The sequence below is a fragment of the Streptomyces endophyticus genome (genome assembly GCF_035798155.1).
In the GTDB taxonomy this organism is placed as follows: Bacteria; Actinomycetota; Actinomycetes; order Streptomycetales; family Streptomycetaceae; genus Streptomyces; species Streptomyces endophyticus.
Window position 1 is genome coordinate 13,334 of sequence record NZ_JAOZYC010000205.1, and the last position, 16,658, is coordinate 29,991.

Here is a 16,658-nt window from a genome sequence, read left to right on the forward strand (position 1 = left end):
CCCTCGGCCCAGGCGCCGCTACCTCAAGCCGGCGCCCCCGCCCGGAACGTGCGGCGGTACGACGTAGGCGTTACCCCCACCGAAGCGTGGAAGTGCTGGCGCATGGACTGGGCCGTGCCGAAGCCCGAGCGGCGGGCCACCTCGTCGATGGAGAGGCCGGAGGTCTCCAGGAGGTGGCGGGCGCGTTCCACGCGCTGGCCGGTGAGCCACTGGCCGGGGCTGACGCCCACCTCCTCCCGGAAGCGGCGCGTGAACGTGCGGACGGACAGGGATTCGCGGTCGGCGAGGTCGCGGAGCTGGATGGGGTCGCCCAAGTGCTCCAAGGCCCATGCGCGAGCGCGCGCCGTGGACGCCAACTGGGGTTCCGGGAGCGGGCGTTCGATGTACTGGGCCTGGCCGCCGTCCCGGTGCGGCGGTACGACGGTGCGGCGGGCCACGTCGTTGGCGACGGCGGCGCCGTGGTCGCGCCGCACGAGGTGCAGGCACAGGTCGATGCCCGCGGCGACGCCCGCCGAGGAGAGCACGTCGCCGTCGTCGATGAACAGCACGTTGGGGTCGACCTTGATGTGCGGGAACAGGCGCTGGAAGTGGTCGGCGTCCGCCCAGTGCGTGGTGGCGGGCCGGCCGTCGAGCAGGCCCGCGGCCGCGAGGACGTAGCTGCCGGTGCAGATGGAGACCATCCGCGTACCGGGGCGCACGCGAGCCATGGCCGCAGCCAAATCGGGCCTCAGACGGCCCTCTTCGGAGATCAGGCCCTTCTCGTACGACGCCGGAACGATCACGGTGTCCGCGCTGCCGAGGGCCTCGGGCCCCTGGTCGACCAGGATGTCGAAGTCGGCGTCGGTCCTGATCCGCCCCGGCTCGCGGACCGCGCAGGTCACCACCTCGTACAGCCGCGCCCCCGTGGCGTCGCGGGCGCGGCCGAAGATGCGCTGCGGGATGCCGAACTCGAAGGGGATGAGGCCGTCGAGCGCGAGCACCGCGACGCGGTGCGGGGTGTGCCGTTCGTTTCGGGGCATGGCCCGATCCTAGCGAACAATGGCATTCGGGCCACTCGTTCCGGGCAGGGAGATCGCCGAAGCTTTTCGGGTGACCGAGACGCAGATGCAGAAGCAGGCGGAGGAGCAGGCGAAGCCGCAGCCGGGCGGCCCCCGTCAAAGGCGCCGTCCCCGCAGGAGCCCTCACCGCGCCTGGGCCGTGGCCGCCGTGACCTTCGTGACGATCGTCGGTGCCGCCGCCTTCGCCTCCTTGCCGGGGCTGCTCATCGAGCCGCTGCACGATCCCGTCACGGGGTTCGGCTGGTCGCGCGGCACCATCGGCTTCGCCGTGTCCGTGAACCTCGCGCTGTACGGGGTCACGGCCCCGTTCGCCGCCGCGCTCATGGACCGGTTCGGGATACGGAAGGTCGTCGCCGTCGCGCTGATCGTCATCTCCGGCGGGTCGCTGCTCACCGTGTGGATGACGGCTGCCTGGCAACTGGTCATGTACTGGGGTGTGTTGGTGGGGCTCGGGAGCGGGTCGATGGCGCTCGCCTTCGCCGCCACCGTCACCAATAGGTGGTTCGTCGCGCGGCGTGGGCTGGTCACTGGCGTGCTGACCGCGGCCGGGGCCTCGGGGCAGCTGGTCTTCCTGCCGCTGCTGTCCTGGATCGTGGACCGGCACGGCTGGCGGCCCGCCGCCGTGACCGTGGCGCTCTCCGCGCTCGCCGTGGTCCCGTTGGTGTGGCTGCTGCTGCGCGACCACCCCGCCGACGCGGGTGTGGAGCCGTACGGGGCGAAGGAGTTCGTGCCGAAGCCCGCGCCCGTGCGGGGCGCCGGGAAGCGGGCCGTGACCGTGCTCGTGAAGGCCTCCCGCACCGGGCCCTTCTGGCTGCTCGCCGGCACCTTCGCGATCTGCGGCGCCTCCACGAACGGCCTGGTCAAGACGCACTTCGTGCCCGCGGCCCACGACCACCACATGCCCATCACCACGGCCGCCTCACTGCTCGCCGTCATCGGCGTCTTCGACGTCGTGGGGACGATCGCGTCGGGCTGGTTCACCGACCGGATCGAGGCGCGCCGGCTGCTCGCCGTCTATTACGCGCTGCGCGGCATCTCGCTGCTGTTCCTGCCGATGCTGCTCGCGCCGGACGTTCGGCCGCCGATGGTCTTCTTCATTGTGTTCTATGGCTTGGATTGGGTCGCCACCGTGCCGCCGACCATCGCGTTGTGCCGTGAGCACTACGGCGAGGACAGCGCGATCGTGTTCGGCTGGGTGCTCGCCTCGCACCAGGTGGGGGCCGCGGTTGTGGCTTTCCTGGGGGGTGTGGCGCGGGATGTCTTCGGGTCGTACGACGTGGTCTGGTACGCCTCGGGCGCGCTGTGCGCCGCGGCGGCGCTGATGTCGCTCATCATCCGGCGCGGGCGTGCGGACACCACCACCGTGCCCTCAGTCGCGTAGCGCCGAGAACGCGCCCCGGTGGAACAGCAGCGGCCCCGCGCCGCCGCCCGCCGAGCCGAGGGCCGTCACGCGGCCCACCACGATCAGGTGGTCCCCACCCGTGTGCACCGCGTGGATGGTGCAGTCGATCCACGCGGCGGCGCCGTCGAGCCGCGGCGCGCCCGACACCGGCGCCTCTTCATACGCGACGCCGGCGAACTTGTCCGCCCCGCTGACCGCGAAGCCCCGGCACAACTCGCCCTGCTCCGCGCCCAGTACGTTCACGCAGAACGCCCCCGCCCGGGCGATCCGCGGCCACGTCGTCGAGGTGCGCGCCACCATGAACGCGACGAGGGGCGGGTCGAGGGACAGGGACGCGAAGGACTGGCAGGCGAAGCCGGCGGGGCCCGCGTCGGGTTCGGCGGCCGTCACCACGGTCACCCCGCTGGCGAACTCGCCCATGACGCGGCGGAATTCGGCCGGGTCCACGGGCGCCCGCTCGTCGTCGCCGACGGCCCGGAGATCCGGGCGCGGCAGCGCCTCCACCGGTGACTCCGCGGTGGGAGCACCGACCGACCTGAGGTAGCGGACGACGGTGGCCGCCATCCCTGCGTGTCCCATCATGAAATCCATTGAAGCTGACGGGTCGTCAGATGGGAAGGGGTGCGGCAGATCGGTCGGAAGGGGTGCGGCGACCCCGGCGGCCGCACCCCGGCCCGGTGGGTCAGAAGGTCAGGACCCCGCGCGCCACCCTCCCCGCCTCCGCGTCCTCGACCGCCTTCCCGAAGTCCTCCACCGGGTACGTCCGCGTCACCAGCTCGTCGAGCAGCAGCCGGCCCTGCGCGTACAGGTCCGCGTACAGCTTGATGTCGCGCTGCGGGCGCGAGGAGCCGTAGCGGCAGCCGAGCACCGACTTGTCGAGGAACAGCTCGGCGGGCACGAAGGACGCCTCCGCCTTCGCCGCCGGCATGCCGAGGATCACGGCCTGGCCGTGCCGGTCGAGGAGGTCGATCGCGGCGCGGATGAGTTCCACTCGGCCCACGCACTCGAAGACGTGGTCGGCGCCGTCCGGCAGTACCTCCCTGACCGACCCCACGTCCGTGAGGAAGTCCGTGGCGCCGAACTGCCGTGCCACTTCCTCCTTCGCCGGGTTGGAGTCCACCGCGACGATCCTCAACGCGCCCGCGATCCGGGCCCCTTGGAGGACGTTGAGGCCGACTCCGCCCGTGCCGATGACGACGACCGTGTCGCCGCGGTCGACCCGCGCCCGGTTGAGGACCGCGCCCACGCCCGTGAGCACTCCGCAGCCGATCAGTGCCGCCGAGGTCAGTGGGATCTCCTTCGGGATCTTCACCGCCTGCACGGCCTTCACCACGGTCCGCTCGGCGAACGCCGAGTTCGAGGCGAACTGAAAGAGGTCCTTGCCGCCTCGCGCGAACGGTTTCTGCGGCATGCCGATCGCCTTGCGGCACATCGTCGGGCGGCCCCGGTCGCACTCCGCGCAGGCCCCGCAGTTGGCGAGCGTGGAGAGCGACACGTGATCGCCGGGCGCGACGTGGGTGACGCCCGAGCCGACCGCCTCCACCACGCCCGCACCCTCGTGCCCGAGCACCACCGGGCGCGGGAACGGGATCGTCCCGTCGATCACCGACAGGTCGCTGTGGCACAGGCCCGCGGCGGCGACGCCGACGAGCACCTCCCCCGGGCCCGGATCCCGTATCTCCAAGTCGTCTACGACGACGGCCTGTTGGCCGTCGAACACAACACCCCTCACGTGGCCTCCCTGGGCAGGCCGAGCACCCGCTCGGCGATGATGGTGCGCTGGATCTCGTCCGAGCCGCCGTAGATCGTGTCGGCCCGGCTGAAGAGGAAGAGACGCTGCTGTTCGTCGAGTTCGTAGGGCCGGTCGGGGGTCCAGTCCGTGGGGCCGACGCATGCCTGTGCGCCGCGCACCCGTAGGGCCAGCTCGCCGAGCCGCTGGTGCCAGCCGCCCCACAGCAGCTTGGCGACGCTCGGGGCGCCCGCGTCGGGCGCGCCGCCGAGCGTGCGCAGCGCGTTCCAGCGCATCGTGCGCAGCTCGGCCCACAGCCGTACGAGCTGGGCGCGTACGAGCGGGTCCCGGATCGCCCCGTTGGCGGTGGCCGTGCGTACGACCGCCCGCAGTTCCTCGCCGAACCCGATCTGCTGGGCGAGGGTGGAGACCCCGCGTTCGAAGGCGAGCAGGCCCATGGCGACCTTCCAGCCCTCGCCCTCGCCGCCGACGACCTCCTCGGCGACGGCGCCGTCGAAGAACACCTCGTTGAACTCGCTCGTCCCGGTGAGCTGCCGGATCGGCCGTACGTCGATGTGGTCCGGCTGGTCCATGGGGACGAGGAGGAAGGAGATGCCCTTGTGGCGGCGCGCCTGCGGGTCGGTGCGGGCCAGCACGAAGCACCAGTCGGCCTCGTGCGCGAGCGACGTCCACACCTTCTGGCCGCTCACCCGCCAGCGGCCGTCCTTGTCACGGGTCGCCGACGTGCGCAGCGACGCCAGGTCGGAGCCCGCCCCCGGCTCGCTGTAGCCCTGGCACCACAGGTCCTCGCCGCGTGCGATGCCGGGCAGGAAGCGGCGCTGCTGCTCCTCGGTGCCGTACGCGAGCAGGGTGGGAGCGAGGAGGTTCTCGCCGATGTGGCCGTAGCGGCCGGGCGCCCGCACGCGCGCGTACTCCTCCGCCCAGACGACCTGCTGGGTGAGCGTGGCGACGCGGTTGCCGTAGCCCGCCGCCGGGTCCGTGGGCCAGCCGAGGCCGATCCAGCCGCCCTTGCCCAACTCCTGTTCCCAGGCACGTCGTTCCGCGCCGACCTCGTGCTCGCTGCCGGGGCCTCCGCGTCCCACGGCGGCCGTGAACCGCTCGTCCAGATGTTTCTCGAGCCACTCCCGGGCCTCTTCCCGGAAGGCTGTGTCCGTGCGGTCGGCGTCATCCGCCTTGTCGAACCCGAACCCGAACTCCACGCCCCGCCACCCCCATTACTGGTTGGGTCGATCCTTGGCGGCCGCCGCCCGCGCCATCTCCTGGAGCTGCTCAAGGAGCGGCATGGGGTCGGTGCCGACCGTCCCCGGCAGGAAGTCCGCGATCTTCTCCGGCGTCCAGGGCCCGCCGTCCGCGTACCCGGCGCGCAGCTCGCGCGGCTGCGCCCATACGGCGATCTTCGGGCCGGCCACCGTGTAGACCTGCCCGGTGATCTTCTCCTCGCGGGCCCGCTCGCTGAGCAGATAGACGACGAAGGCCGCGACGTCCTCCGGCTCCCCGATCTCCTTCAGCTCCATCGGCACATTCGCCGACATGCGGGTACGGGCCACGGGCGCGACGGCGTTCGCGGTCACCCCGTACTTGTTGAGCCCGAGGGCCGCGCTGCGCACGAGCGAGATGATGCCGCCCTTGGCGGAGGCGTAGTTGGCCTGCGCCACGGACCCCTGGTGGTTTCCGCTGGTGAAGCCGATGAGTGTGCCCGTCTTCTGCTTGCGCATGACGGCGGACGCGGCACGGAAGACGGTGAAGGTGCCCTTGAGGTGCGTCTGGACGACCGGGTCCCACTCGTCCTCGGCCATGTTGAACAGCATCCGCTCGCGCAGGATCCCGGCGACGCACACGACCCCGTCGATCCGCCCGTACTCGTTCACGGCCGTGTCCACGATGCGCTGGCCACCGGCCATCGTCGACACGTCGTCGGCCACGGCGACCGCCGTGCCGCCCGCCGCCTCGATCTCCTTGACGACGCCCTGCGCCACGTCCGACGTGGGCTCGCCGCCCTCTATGGACACGCCGTAGTCGTTGACGACGACCTTCGCGCCCTCGGCGGCGCACGCGAGTGCCACCGCCCTGCCGATGCCTCGTCCCGCCCCCGTGACGGCGACGACCTTGCCTGCCAAGAAGTTCCCCATGTCCGGCCCCTTCCCGCGGTTTCTGACGACCCGTTAGATTTCAACTCCGGTCGGATTCTACGACCCGTCAGATACCGGAACACAAGACCCGGGAGGACCCGATGCCCCTGCCCGCCGAGTTCCACGACATCGCCAAACGCGTGAACAACTGGGGGCGTTGGGGGGAGGCCGACGAGATCGGCACCCTGAATCTCGTCACCGACGATGTCGTGCGCGAGGCCGCCGCCGAGGTCCGCACGGGCCGCCGCGTCCCGCTCGCGCTGCCCCTCAAGGAGGACGGCGTGCAGTCGGGTCTGATCCCCGGCCGCATCAACCCGTTCCACACGATGGTGCAGATCAACCAGGAGATCTTCGGCCCGGAAACCGTCGCCACCAGCGACGACGCCGTGACGATGGGCCTACAGGCGGCCACCCACTGGGACGCCCTCACGCACGTCTCGCACTCCGGCAAGCTCTACAACGGCCGCCCCGCCGACACCATCACGGCGCACCACGGCGCACAGTTCAGCGGCATCGACAAGGCGCCGTACATCGTCTCGCGCGGCGTGCTGCTCGACGTGGCGGCGGCGAAGGGACTCGACCGGCTGCCCGGGGACCACGCGGTCACCCCCGAAGACCTCGACGAGGCGGCCGAGTTCGGGCGCGTGACGGTCAAGGCCGGCGACATCGTGCTCGTACGCACCGGGCAGCTCCAGGTGTACCTGGCCGGGGACAAGCACGGCTACGGCTATCCGTCTCCGGGACTTTCGGTGCGCACGCCCGAGTGGTTCCACGCGCGGGACGTGGCGGCGGTCGCCAACGACACCCTGACCTTCGAGATCTTCCCGCCGGAGATCGAGAACCTGTGGCTGCCCGTGCACGCGCTCGACCTGGTCGAGATGGGGATGCTGCAAGGCCAGAACTGGAATCTCGAAACTTTGTCCACAGCCTGTGGAGAAGTGGGACGCCACTCGTTCCTGCTGTCGGCGATGCCGGAACCCTTCAAGGGCGGTACGGGGACACCGGTGGCCCCGGTGGCGGTGTTCTGACGGACCCGCCGGACACGGAAAGCGGCGCGGGCCCCCCACGGGACCCGCGCCGCTTCGTGCGCGCTCACACCGCTTCGAACGCCACACCCTGGAACGCGCCGGTCGTGGCCACGGCGCACTGGTCGATCTCGCACCAGATCGCCTTGCCCGTCCCCTCGGAGCGCCAGCCCCAGCGGTCCGCGAGCCCGTCGACGAGTTCGAGCCCCCGCCCGTTCGTCTCCTCGCCGTCCGCGTGCCGGGGCGCCGGCGGCAACTCACAGGTGTCGGCGACCTCCACGCGGACGGTGCCGAGGCACGCCGCGGGAACGCCACTGGGCAGCGCCAGGCGCAGCACGGCGGGGTGCCCTGTGTGCACCACGGCGTTGGTGACCAGCTCGGAGACGATCAGAATCAGCGTCTCGGCCAAGGACTCATCGGCCTCTATGCCCGAACCGGCGAGACGCGAGCGCGCCCACCTGCGGGCCCGCCCCACCTCCGCGGGGTCGGCCCCGACCTCCAGTTGAACCTGAAGCACCTGCACCGCTCACACCATCCGAATCCGGCGGGAACCCTGGAGTACTGCCTCGCGCCACTTACCGTGCTGTCCAGTGAGAGGGATCACGGAACGTGAACCCCTTGAGGCACAGCATGGTTGACGTTCAGTCACCCCAACAAGCGCTTCGGGCATATTCCAGCGCGAAGGAGTACGCGTGCGGCATACTGTGCGACGCGTCCGGCCGGGGCTCGAACAGGCGGGTGCGGAATCCCGCCCTGCGCTGCGATGGGCGCCCCGTGGCAGGGCCGCGGATCGACACCGTGTGGAAGCCGGAGCCGCCTCGGAGGCAACACCGGCGCCGTCGCTCGGGTTCAGCACCACTCGCATCTGCCACAAGGTACCGGAGCAGGACGCCGACTCCGTGCCGTGACGAGCCTCCCGCAGGACACAACCCGATAACCACGCACAGTGACTGTGCGTACATCCTTGCTCAGGCCGTCCGCTACGGCGTCCGCGCGTCCGTTTTCCGGACGCGCGGCCACCCTCGTACACGGCTCAGAGCGCGGCCGCGAGCACCTCTTCCGCACCCCTCGCGCTGCCGCCCAACTCGGCCCGCACCCACGCCCGCTTCAGATGCAGATGTACGTCTGCCTCCCAGGTGAAGCCCATGCCGCCGTGCACCTGGAGGCAGTCGCGGGCGCCCTGCACCGCGGCCTCGTCGGCGAGCAGTTCGGCCGCCGCGACCTCGACCGGATCGGCGGTGACGGCCGCCGCGTACACGGCGGCACGGGCCACCTCGACCCGTACGAGCATCTCGGCGCACAGGTGCTTCACCGCCTGGAACGACCCGATCGGCGCTCCGAACTGCTCACGCTCCCGGGCGTGTTGGACGGCCATGTCGAGCGTGCGTCCCGCCGAGCCGAGCTGTTCGGCGGCGTACAGGAGGGTCGCTTCGAGGGGGACGGGGGCCGGGTCCGGGAGCGCGTGCAGTGGGGTGAGCGGGTCCGCCGAGGCGATCGGGCGGGCCGTGGACACGTCGTCGCGCACCACGTCCGCGTCGTCCCGCCACGGCAGCAGGGACCCGTACGGCGTGGTCACCACCGCCTCGCCCGCCGCCGCGCCCGGCACCGTGCCCGCCGCGAGGAAGGTGGCCACCAGCGGGCCCGGCACCAGCGCCCGCCCCACCTCCTCGAACACCACCACCGCGTCCGGCAGTCCGAGCCCGACCCCGCCCGCCGCCTCCGGCAGGCACAGCGAGAAGAGCCCTGCCTCGCCGAGCTCCCGCCACAGCCCCCGGTCGACGGCCGGGGTGTCGGCGTCCACCGCGGCCCGCAGCGCGTCCCGGTCGAACCGTCCGGCGAGCAGCTCCCGCGTGCCGTCGCGCAACGCCCGTTGGTCCTCGGTCAGTTGAAAGTGCACGCCTACCGTCCCCCCTTTGAAGACTTGGGCAGTCCGAGGATCCGCTCGGCGACGATGTTGCGCTGGATCTGCGAGGTGCCGGCGGCGATCGTGTACGACAGCGAGGAGAGCCGGTCGAGCGTCCACTCCTGGTCGGTGTCGAGCGCGCCCGCACCGCCGAGGACCCGGGCCGCGGCCTCGTACAACCGCTGCCGGGCGTGCGAGTAGCGCAGCTTGAAGACCGAGCCGCCCACACCCGGCACGCCGCCGGTCGCCTGCGCCTCGCTCACGTTCCACTGAGTGAGCCGCCACAGGGCACCGAACTCGGCTGATAGCAGGGCGAGTTCGCGACGGAGTACGGCATCGTCCCAGCGGCCGGTCTTCTTCGCGTGGGCGGCGAGCTCGCCGAGCACCCGGCGGCAGGCGACGACCTCGCCGACGAACGCGGTGCCGCGCTCGAAGGACAGGGTCACCATGGTCACGCGCCAGCCGTCGTTCTCCTCGCCGACCCGGTTGCCGACCGGCACCCGCACGTCGTCGAGGAACATCTCGGCGAACTCGGTCGACCCGGCGAGCGTGCGCAGCGGCCGCACCGTGATGCCGGGCGCGTCCATCGGCATGGCGAGCCAGGAGATGCCGCGGTGCTTGGGCGCGGACGGGTCGGTGCGCACCAGCAGTTCGCACCAGTCGGCGACCTCGGCGTGCGAGGTCCAGATCTTCGAGCCGCTGATCACGTACTCGTCGCCCTCGCGCCGGGCCCTCGTACGCAGCGCCGCCAGGTCGGACCCGGCGTCCGGTTCGCTGAACCCCTGGCACCACACCTCGTCCCCGCGCAGGATCGGCGCGAGCCACCGGTCCCGCTGCTCGGGGCTGCCCTCGGCGGCGATGGTCGGCCCCGCGTGCAGCAGCCCGACGAAATTCGCGCCTACGTAGGGTGCGCCCGCCCTCTCCGTCTCCTCCAGGAAGATGAGCCTCTTCGTGGGCGAGGCGTCCCAGTGCACGTCCCCGTACCCGGCGTCGGACAGGCGCCGCTGCCAGCCCATGTCGTACGCGCGTCTGCCCGGCCAGTCGTCGGGCGACGGCTTCGGCGGCAGCGTGGGCAGCACGCCGCCCAGCCACTCCCGCAGCCGCGCCCGGAACCCCTCTTCCTCGTCCGTGTACGTGAGGTCCACGGGCTACCGGTCCAGGTCGAGATCGAGCATGCGGATGGCGTTGCCGCGCATCAGCTTGTAGATCGTCTCGTCGTCGAGGCCCTTCACGTGGTCGAGCGCGACCTCCTTGGTGTTCGGGAAGGTCGAGTCGACGTGCGGGTAGTCCGTCTCGAACGTCGCGTTGTCCCGGCCGACGGTGTCGAGGGACGCCACCCCGTGCTTGTCGCGGAAGAAGCAGCAGAAGATCTGCCGGTAGTAGTACGTGGACGGGGGCTCGGGGATCAGGTCCCGGACGCCGCCCCACGCGCGGTGCTCCTCCCACACGTCGTCGGCGCGCTCCAGGGCGTACGGGATCCAGCCCATCTGCCCCTCGCTGTACGCGAGCTTGAGCCGCGGGAACTTCACGAGAACGCCGCTGAACAGGAAGTCCATCATCGAGGCCATCGCGTTGTTGAAGCTGAGCGAGGCCTGGACGGCGGGCGGCGCGTCCGGGGACGCGGCCGGCATCTGCGAGCTGGAGCCGATGTGCATGTTGACGACCGTCCCGGTCTCCTGGCAGACCGCGAAGAACGGGTCCCAGTAGCCGGAGTGGATGGACGGCAGTCCCAGGTGGGTGGGGATCTCGGAGAACGTCACGGCCTTGACGCCCCGCGCGGCATTGCGCCGGATCTCCGCGACGGCGAGCTCGACGTCCCACAGCGGGATGATGCACAGCGGGATGAGCCGACCGCCGCTGTCCCCGCACCACTCCTCGACCATCCAGTCGTTGTAGGCGCGCACGCAGGCGAGCGCGACCTCCTTGTCGTGCGCCTCCGCGAAGGTCTGCCCGCAGAAGCGGGGGAAGGTCGGGAAGCAGAGGCTGGCCTCGACGTGGTTGAGGTCCATGTCCGCGAGCCGCGCCTTGGGGTCCCAGCACCCGCGCCGCATCTCGGCCCGCGTGATCCCTTCCAGGGTCATGTCGTCGCGGTCGAAGCCGACGGCCGCGATATTGCGCTTGTACGGGAACTTGAGGTCCTCGTAGATCCACCAGTCCGTGGGCGGCCCCGCCGGATCCATCGTGATCTGGTATTTGCCCGCTACGTAGGCGAGTTCGCCGATTCCCTCGGTCAGTGGCTTGGGCCCCTTGTCCCGGTACTTGGCCGGCAGCCAGGTCTCGAAGAGATGAGGCGGTTCGATCACATGGTCGTCGACGCTGACGATGCGCGGCAGTTCCGTCATGAGTGTTCAGCCCCTCGCCGTATCTGATGACCCGTCAGAAAGCAGGCTAGCCCCGCACCTCTGGACCGACAAGGAGCGCGGACTTACGCTCTCAGCCAGATCTGACAACCCGTCAGCTGACGGCTGTGGTCGTGAAGGGGTACGAAGATGACCGACACCGCACACGCCCTGGGCGCCTCCCGCACGCTCTGGGAGCTCGTCGAGCGCCGCGCCGAACTCACCCCCGACCACCCGGTGCTGATCCAGGGCGACCGCACCCTGACCTTCGGCGCCCTGCGCGAACGCGGCGAACGCGTGGCGGCGGGCCTGTACGACCTGGGCATCCGCCCCGGCACGGTGGTCGCCTGGCAGCTCCCCACCCGCATCGAGACCGCCCTGCTCTCCTTCGCGCTCGCCCGCATCGGGGCGGTGCAGTCGCCGATCATCCCCTTCTACCGGGACCGCGAAGTCGGCTTCGCGCTACGGGAGTCGAAGGCCGACTTCTTCGCGACACCGGGCACCTGGCGCGGCTTCGACCACACCGACATGGCCCGGCGGCTCGGCGCGCGCGGCATCTTCGAGGCGTACGAGGACCTGCCGGAGGGCGACCCGTCCGTACTGCCCCCGCCGCCCGCCTCCGGGACGGACGTCCGCTGGATCTACTGGACGTCGGGCACGACGTCCGACCCCAAGGGCGTGCTGCACACGGACCGCTCCCTCATCGCGGGCGGCTCCTGCCTCGCCCACGCCCTGCACCTGTCCGCCTCCGACGTCGGCTCGATGGCGTTCCCGTTCGCGCACATAGCGGGCCCCGACTACACCGTGATGCTGCTCCTGTATGGCTTCCCTGCGGTGATGTTCGAGCACTTCGGGATGCCGGACTCGCTGGACGAGTACCGCAGGCACGGGGTGACGGTCGCGGGCGGCTCGACGGCCTTCTACTCGATGTTCCTGACCGAACAACGCAAGCAGCCGGACGCCAAGCTGATCCCCACGCTGCGCCTGCTGGCGGGCGGCGGGGCCCCGAAGCCGCCGGAGGTCTACCACTCCGTCGTCCGCGAGATGGACGTCCAACTCACCCACGGATACGGCATGACCGAGGTGCCAATGATCACGATGGGGGCGCCGGACGACACGGCGGAGAACCTGGCGACGACGGAGGGCCGCCCGCCCGAGGGCATGGAGATCCGCGTCGTCGACGCCGAAGGAAAGCAGGTGCCGCCGGGCGTCGACGGCGACGTACGGCTGCGCGGCGAGGCCGTCTGCCAGGGCTACCTCGACCCGCGCCAGAGCGCGGACGCCTTCGACGAGGACGGCTTCCTGATCACCGGCGACCTGGGCCATCTGCTGCCCGAGGGCCACCTGGTCCTCACCGGCCGCGCCAAGGACGTCATCATCCGCAAGGGCGAGAACATCTCCGCGAAGGAGATCGAGGACCTGCTGCACGAGCACCCCGCGGTCCAGGACGCGGCGGTGATCGGCCTGCCCGACGCCGAGCGCGGGGAGCGGGTGTGCGCGGTGCTCGAACTGCACGCGGGGCGGGCACGGTTGACCATGCCCGAACTCACCGCGTACCTGCGCGAACAGGGCCTGTCCACGTTCAAGCTGCCCGAGCAACTGGAGGTGGTCGACGCACTGCCACGCAACGAGACACTGCGCAAGGTCCTGAAATACAAACTACGAGAGCGCTTCAGCGGGACCACATCAAGCCCCGCCGCCGATTGAGGCGCGGGGCCCGGGACCACATCAAGCCCCGCCGCCGATTGAGGCGCGGGGCCCGGGGCCACATCAAGCCCCTGCGGCGATTGAGCAGCGGGGTCCGGGGCGGAGCCCCGGGACCGCAACGCCGGTGCGGCTATTCCGGAACGGTGAAGTACCGGGCAAAGGCCCGTACCGCCGCATCCTCCGAGATCCGGCCGGCGCCATCCGCATCAAGCGCACCCGCCGCCGCCCGCGCCACATCCGGCTCGACCCCGAGCACACCAAGCACCCGCCGCGCGGTATCCGCATCGATCCCGGACGCCTCGGCACCGGCCACCGCAAGCGCACCCCGCAGAAACGGCCGAGCGATCTCGGCGAACCGGTCCGGGTTGTCCCGCAGCCGCTTCACGGCCCCGGTCACGAACTCCTCGCGGGTCACCCGCTGGTCCCCGTCCACATCCGCGATCCCGGCCATGCCCTGCCAGAACGCCTCGGCTCCGGCGAACAGCGACTGCCCGCGTCCGGAGCGCGCCGTGACACCGAACTCGGCGAGCAGCGCCTTCGCGGCGACGTAGAAGTCCTCGCGGTCGATATATCCGTTGCCGTCCTGGTCGAAGCCGGCGAACCGGGCCGCGATCCTCCGCTCGTCCATGCTCATGGGCCGCCTCTCGGGTCGATGGGTCTTACGCATCGGAGCGTACGACGGTCCCGTGCGCGCACGCCCCGAACTGCGGCGATTGTGTCAAGGCCGGTGAAAATCCGGTACAAGCCGTTACGCCGACATCGGCGCCGCGTCCTCGTCCACCGCCGAGGCGACGTCCGGGTAGACGTCGAAGAGGCGGCGGACGCCGAGGGCGCCGAGTACGCGGTTCACGTGGGAGCCGTCGACCGCGCCCTGGGCCGGCAGGATCAGGCGCAGGCGGCCCTGACAGGAGCGCATCAGGCGGCGCGACGCGATCAGCACACCGACGCCGCTCGAATCACAGAACAGCACGTCGGAGAGGTCGAGCACGACGCTGCGGCGGCCGTCCGCCACCGCCTCGTGCACCTGCTGGCGCAGCGCCGGCGACGTCACGAGGTCCATCTCGCCCGACGCGCACACGACGGCCCAGTCGCCCTGCCCTGACTCGGTCACCTTGAGCGTCACGCGCAACGCCTCTCGCTCGGGAATATCGACGATCCGGAATCTGTCCCTACGTTTCTTCTGCGCGGCTGCCCTGCCGCACCGGGATGAAACACTCCCGCAGACCTATCACATATGGCCTGGTTAAGCCCTGGCCGGTCACATGTGAACCAAAGCGCTCATCGCGTTCCAAGGTACGAATGGCCTTTACCACCTGCTGCTCTTCGGGGGCGCACAATGCGGCAAAGGTGCGTGTGTTGTCGACGCTCACGGTTACATTCGAGTACAAGGCAAAGTAGTTCAGGCAGTCGGTGAGGGGGCCCCATGCCCAAGGACACCCCGTCCCGCTGGGACCGCAGGATGCAGCAGCGCCTGGCCCACGGGGAGGCGGCCGCGCTCGGCGAGCTCTACGACCGGTTCGCCTCACTGGTGCACGGCCTCGCACACCGCGTGCTCGACGACGAGACGGCGGCCGACCAGATCACCCGTGACGTGTTCACCCAGATCTGGGAGAATCCGGAGTCCTACGACCCCAAGCAGGGCCCGCTGCGCTCCTTCATCGCCACCCTCACCCACCGGCACGCGGTGCAGCGCCTGCGTCAGACCGAGTCCGCCGCCCTCGTGCGCACCGGGCTCGGCACCACCGAGGACCTGGAGCGCAAGGTGCGTCACGCCTCCGCAGCGGCCCGCGCCGACTACATCGTGACGTCCATGCCCGCCCCGCTGCGCGACGCGCTCAACCTCGCGTACTTCCAGCGCCGTGACTACCGCCAGACCGCCGCCGACCTCGGCGTCACCGAGGACGAGGCCCGCCGCAGGCTCCGCCTCGGCCTGCAGCTCCTGTCGACGGCCCACAACACGGGCACACCTCCCGGCCGCAGCTACGGGAGGCCGGCGTGAGCGCGGCGAACGGGCCGGACCGGTTCGACCCCTACGAGGAGGAACCCGAGGGCACAGGACCGGTCGACCGGCCCTGGATACCGACCCCCCGCTCCTCCATCGAGGACACCGGCCGCCCGCTGCCCGACGTGACGGCGGCCGAACCGGCCGTCCTGGAGCACCGCGTCCTCAAGTCGCTGCTCGGCGCCTGGGCACTGGCCGCCTGCGCCCCCGAGGAGGCCGCCGCCGTCGAGATCCACCTGGGCGACTGCGGCGCCTGCGCCGAGGAGGCGCTGCGGCTGCGCGACGCCGTGGGCCTGCTGCACGCCGAGGAGAGCCTCGACCTTGACCCGATGCTGCGCTCCCGCGTCCTGGAGGGCTGCCTCACCCGCCGCCCCGCGCGCATCCCCGTCCCCGGCTGGGCCACCCCGTACGACGCGGAGACCGCCCGGCTCGACGCGCTGCTCCAGGACATCGGCGACGGCGAATGGCACGCGCCGGTCCGGCTGCGCTGGTACGAGGGTGCGGAGCAGGTCGGCAAGAAGACCACGGTCGCCGGGGTGATCGCCCACCTCACCAGCGTCGACGGCCTGGTCGCCCGCGCCCTCGGCCTGGAGGACCCGGCGCCGGCGCTCCTCGACCCCACCGCGCGCACCAAGGCGTACTGGAAGGCCTCCTACTTCCCGCCCACGCGCGCGGCACGGGCGCCCTGGCGCGACCAGTCGCACTCCGTGATCCGCACGGTGTCCTTCGCCGGCCCGGACAAGGGCGGCGCCGGAGGCTCCGGTCAACTCCCGGTCTCGTACGGCAATTTCGAGCTCGCGCTGCGCGACGCGATGATCGACCGGGCCTTCGAGTGCTGGATCCACGCCGGCGACATCGCGGACGCGGTCGACTACCCGTACGAGGCCCCGGCCCCGCGCCACCTCAACCGGATGATCGACCTCGCCGCCCGACTGCTCCCCGGCTCCCTGGCCACGCGCCGCCGGCACGGCCTCGCGGCCCCCGCCCGGGAACTCGTCGGGGCGGGGCGCCCCGCGCGCAGCCTGCGCCTGGAGGTCGAGGGAGCGGGCGGCGGCGAGTGGCTGATCGCCCTCGACTCCCCCGCGGCGGTCGGCTCCGCCGGGCGGGAGGTGGCCCATGTCGCCCTGGACGGCGTCGAATTCTGCCGCCTCGCCGCGGGCCACGTCCTCCCGGAGGAAGCGGCGGCCGGCCAGGTCGGCGACCGCGAGGCCATCCAGGACGTCCTGTCAGCAACGGCTGGCCTGAGCCGGTTGTAATCCGCCGGCCCCGGTCCGGTGCCATCGAGCGCGGTTCGGCACATTAAGCCCCTGCGGCGATTGAGCAGCGGGGTGGGGGGGGGGGGG

At 71.4% G+C, this 16,658-nt stretch carries 17 protein-coding genes; 5 read left to right on the forward strand and 12 right to left on the reverse strand.

Annotated elements, in window-relative coordinates:
- Positions 1–23: 23 nt before the first annotated feature.
- Positions 24–1,019 (reverse strand): GlxA family transcriptional regulator, encoded by a 996-nt coding sequence (locus OKJ99_RS41430; protein ID WP_326023767.1) that lies wholly within the window; start codon positions 1,017–1,019, stop codon positions 24–26.
- Positions 1,020–1,104: 85 nt separating this feature from the next.
- On the opposite strand from OKJ99_RS41430, the gene OKJ99_RS41435 reads away from it, so the two are divergent.
- Complete coding sequence (locus OKJ99_RS41435; RefSeq protein ID WP_326023784.1) at positions 1,105–2,439, forward strand: MFS transporter; 1,335 nt, start codon at positions 1,105–1,107, stop codon at positions 2,437–2,439.
- Here the strand turns inward: OKJ99_RS41435 and OKJ99_RS41440 are convergent.
- From OKJ99_RS41440 to OKJ99_RS41455, 4 genes are all read right to left on the reverse strand, one after another.
- Entirely contained in the window at positions 2,428–3,039 is a 612-nt protein-coding gene (locus OKJ99_RS41440; RefSeq protein WP_326023786.1) for a flavin reductase family protein, read from the reverse strand. The genes OKJ99_RS41435 and OKJ99_RS41440 overlap by 12 nt on opposite strands.
- A gap of 103 nt (positions 3,040–3,142) precedes the next feature.
- The gene (locus OKJ99_RS41445; RefSeq protein ID WP_326023769.1) at positions 3,143–4,192 is read right to left on the reverse strand and encodes a Zn-dependent alcohol dehydrogenase; all 1,050 of its coding nucleotides are present in this window, start codon (positions 4,190–4,192) and stop codon (positions 3,143–3,145) included.
- Positions 4,189–5,409: an acyl-CoA dehydrogenase family protein gene (locus OKJ99_RS41450; RefSeq protein ID WP_326023770.1), complete on the reverse strand. Its 1,221-nt coding sequence runs from the start codon at positions 5,407–5,409 to the stop codon at positions 4,189–4,191. Before OKJ99_RS41450 ends, OKJ99_RS41445 begins: the two co-directional genes overlap by 4 nt.
- A gap of 15 nt (positions 5,410–5,424) precedes the next feature.
- The gene (locus tag OKJ99_RS41455; RefSeq protein ID WP_326023771.1) at positions 5,425–6,339 is read right to left on the reverse strand and encodes an SDR family oxidoreductase; all 915 of its coding nucleotides are present in this window, start codon (positions 6,337–6,339) and stop codon (positions 5,425–5,427) included.
- A gap of 101 nt (positions 6,340–6,440) precedes the next feature.
- On the opposite strand from OKJ99_RS41455, the gene OKJ99_RS41460 reads away from it, so the two are divergent.
- A complete protein-coding gene (locus tag OKJ99_RS41460) occupies positions 6,441–7,367 on the forward strand; it encodes a cyclase family protein (protein ID WP_326023772.1) in 927 nt (308 codons plus the stop codon).
- A 64-nt stretch (positions 7,368–7,431) separates the two neighbouring features.
- On the opposite strand, the gene OKJ99_RS41465 is transcribed toward OKJ99_RS41460, so the two are convergent.
- The 4 genes from OKJ99_RS41465 to OKJ99_RS41480 form a co-directional block, all read right to left on the reverse strand.
- A complete protein-coding gene (locus tag OKJ99_RS41465; protein WP_326023774.1) occupies positions 7,432–7,887 on the reverse strand; it encodes an ATP-binding protein in 456 nt (151 codons plus the stop codon).
- Between the two features lie 510 nt (positions 7,888–8,397).
- Positions 8,398–9,261: an acyl-CoA dehydrogenase family protein gene (locus OKJ99_RS41470; protein ID WP_326023775.1), complete on the reverse strand. Its 864-nt coding sequence runs from the start codon at positions 9,259–9,261 to the stop codon at positions 8,398–8,400.
- A 2-nt stretch (positions 9,262–9,263) separates the two neighbouring features.
- Positions 9,264–10,412: an acyl-CoA dehydrogenase family protein gene (locus OKJ99_RS41475; RefSeq protein ID WP_326023776.1), complete on the reverse strand. Its 1,149-nt coding sequence runs from the start codon at positions 10,410–10,412 to the stop codon at positions 9,264–9,266.
- 3 nt (positions 10,413–10,415) lie between these two features.
- Positions 10,416–11,609, reverse strand: coding sequence for an amidohydrolase family protein (locus tag OKJ99_RS41480; protein WP_326023777.1), 1,194 nt, complete (start codon positions 11,607–11,609; stop codon positions 10,416–10,418).
- A 147-nt stretch (positions 11,610–11,756) separates the two neighbouring features.
- Between OKJ99_RS41480 and OKJ99_RS41485 the strand changes: the two genes are divergently transcribed.
- A complete protein-coding gene (locus OKJ99_RS41485; protein ID WP_326023778.1) occupies positions 11,757–13,313 on the forward strand; it encodes a class I adenylate-forming enzyme family protein in 1,557 nt (518 codons plus the stop codon).
- A 130-nt stretch (positions 13,314–13,443) separates the two neighbouring features.
- On the opposite strand, the gene OKJ99_RS41490 is transcribed toward OKJ99_RS41485, so the two are convergent.
- The 3 genes from OKJ99_RS41490 to OKJ99_RS41500 form a co-directional block, all read right to left on the reverse strand.
- The gene (locus OKJ99_RS41490; protein WP_326023788.1) at positions 13,444–13,941 is read right to left on the reverse strand and encodes an EF-hand domain-containing protein; all 498 of its coding nucleotides are present in this window, start codon (positions 13,939–13,941) and stop codon (positions 13,444–13,446) included.
- A 120-nt stretch (positions 13,942–14,061) separates the two neighbouring features.
- On the reverse strand, positions 14,062–14,442 hold the full coding sequence (locus tag OKJ99_RS41495) for an STAS domain-containing protein (RefSeq protein ID WP_326023779.1): 381 nt from the start codon (positions 14,440–14,442) through the stop codon (positions 14,062–14,064).
- A 40-nt stretch (positions 14,443–14,482) separates the two neighbouring features.
- Positions 14,483–14,683 (reverse strand): hypothetical protein, encoded by a 201-nt coding sequence (locus OKJ99_RS41500; protein ID WP_326023781.1) that lies wholly within the window; start codon positions 14,681–14,683, stop codon positions 14,483–14,485.
- A 53-nt stretch (positions 14,684–14,736) separates the two neighbouring features.
- Here OKJ99_RS41500 and OKJ99_RS41505 point away from each other — a divergent pair, with 53 nt between their 5' ends.
- Positions 14,737–15,312, forward strand: coding sequence for a sigma-70 family RNA polymerase sigma factor (locus tag OKJ99_RS41505; RefSeq protein ID WP_326023782.1), 576 nt, complete (start codon positions 14,737–14,739; stop codon positions 15,310–15,312).
- Positions 15,309–16,571, forward strand: a complete 1,263-nt coding sequence (locus OKJ99_RS41510; protein ID WP_407700873.1) for a maleylpyruvate isomerase N-terminal domain-containing protein — start codon at positions 15,309–15,311, stop codon at positions 16,569–16,571. Before OKJ99_RS41505 ends, OKJ99_RS41510 begins: the two co-directional genes overlap by 4 nt.
- The last annotated feature ends 87 nt before the right edge of the window (positions 16,572–16,658 follow it).

Excerpts from the sequence above, each read along its gene's own strand:
- OKJ99_RS41505 (WP_326023782.1), top strand. The coding sequence starts at position 14,737 with ATGCCCAAGGACACCCCGTCCCGCTGGGACCGCAGGATGCAGCAGCGC.
- OKJ99_RS41480 (WP_326023777.1), bottom strand. The coding sequence starts at position 11,609 with ATGACGGAACTGCCGCGCATCGTCAGCGTCGACGACCATGTGATCGAA.
- OKJ99_RS41455 (WP_326023771.1), bottom strand. The coding sequence starts at position 6,339 with ATGGGGAACTTCTTGGCAGGCAAGGTCGTCGCCGTCACGGGGGCGGGA.
- OKJ99_RS41485 (WP_326023778.1), top strand. The coding sequence starts at position 11,757 with ATGACCGACACCGCACACGCCCTGGGCGCCTCCCGCACGCTCTGGGAG.
- OKJ99_RS41440 (WP_326023786.1), bottom strand. The coding sequence starts at position 3,039 with ATGGGACACGCAGGGATGGCGGCCACCGTCGTCCGCTACCTCAGGTCG.
- OKJ99_RS41490 (WP_326023788.1), bottom strand. The coding sequence starts at position 13,941 with ATGGACGAGCGGAGGATCGCGGCCCGGTTCGCCGGCTTCGACCAGGAC.
- OKJ99_RS41435 (WP_326023784.1), top strand. The coding sequence starts at position 1,105 with ATGCAGAAGCAGGCGGAGGAGCAGGCGAAGCCGCAGCCGGGCGGCCCC.
- OKJ99_RS41430 (WP_326023767.1), bottom strand. The coding sequence starts at position 1,019 with ATGCCCCGAAACGAACGGCACACCCCGCACCGCGTCGCGGTGCTCGCG.
- OKJ99_RS41460 (WP_326023772.1), top strand. The coding sequence starts at position 6,441 with ATGCCCCTGCCCGCCGAGTTCCACGACATCGCCAAACGCGTGAACAAC.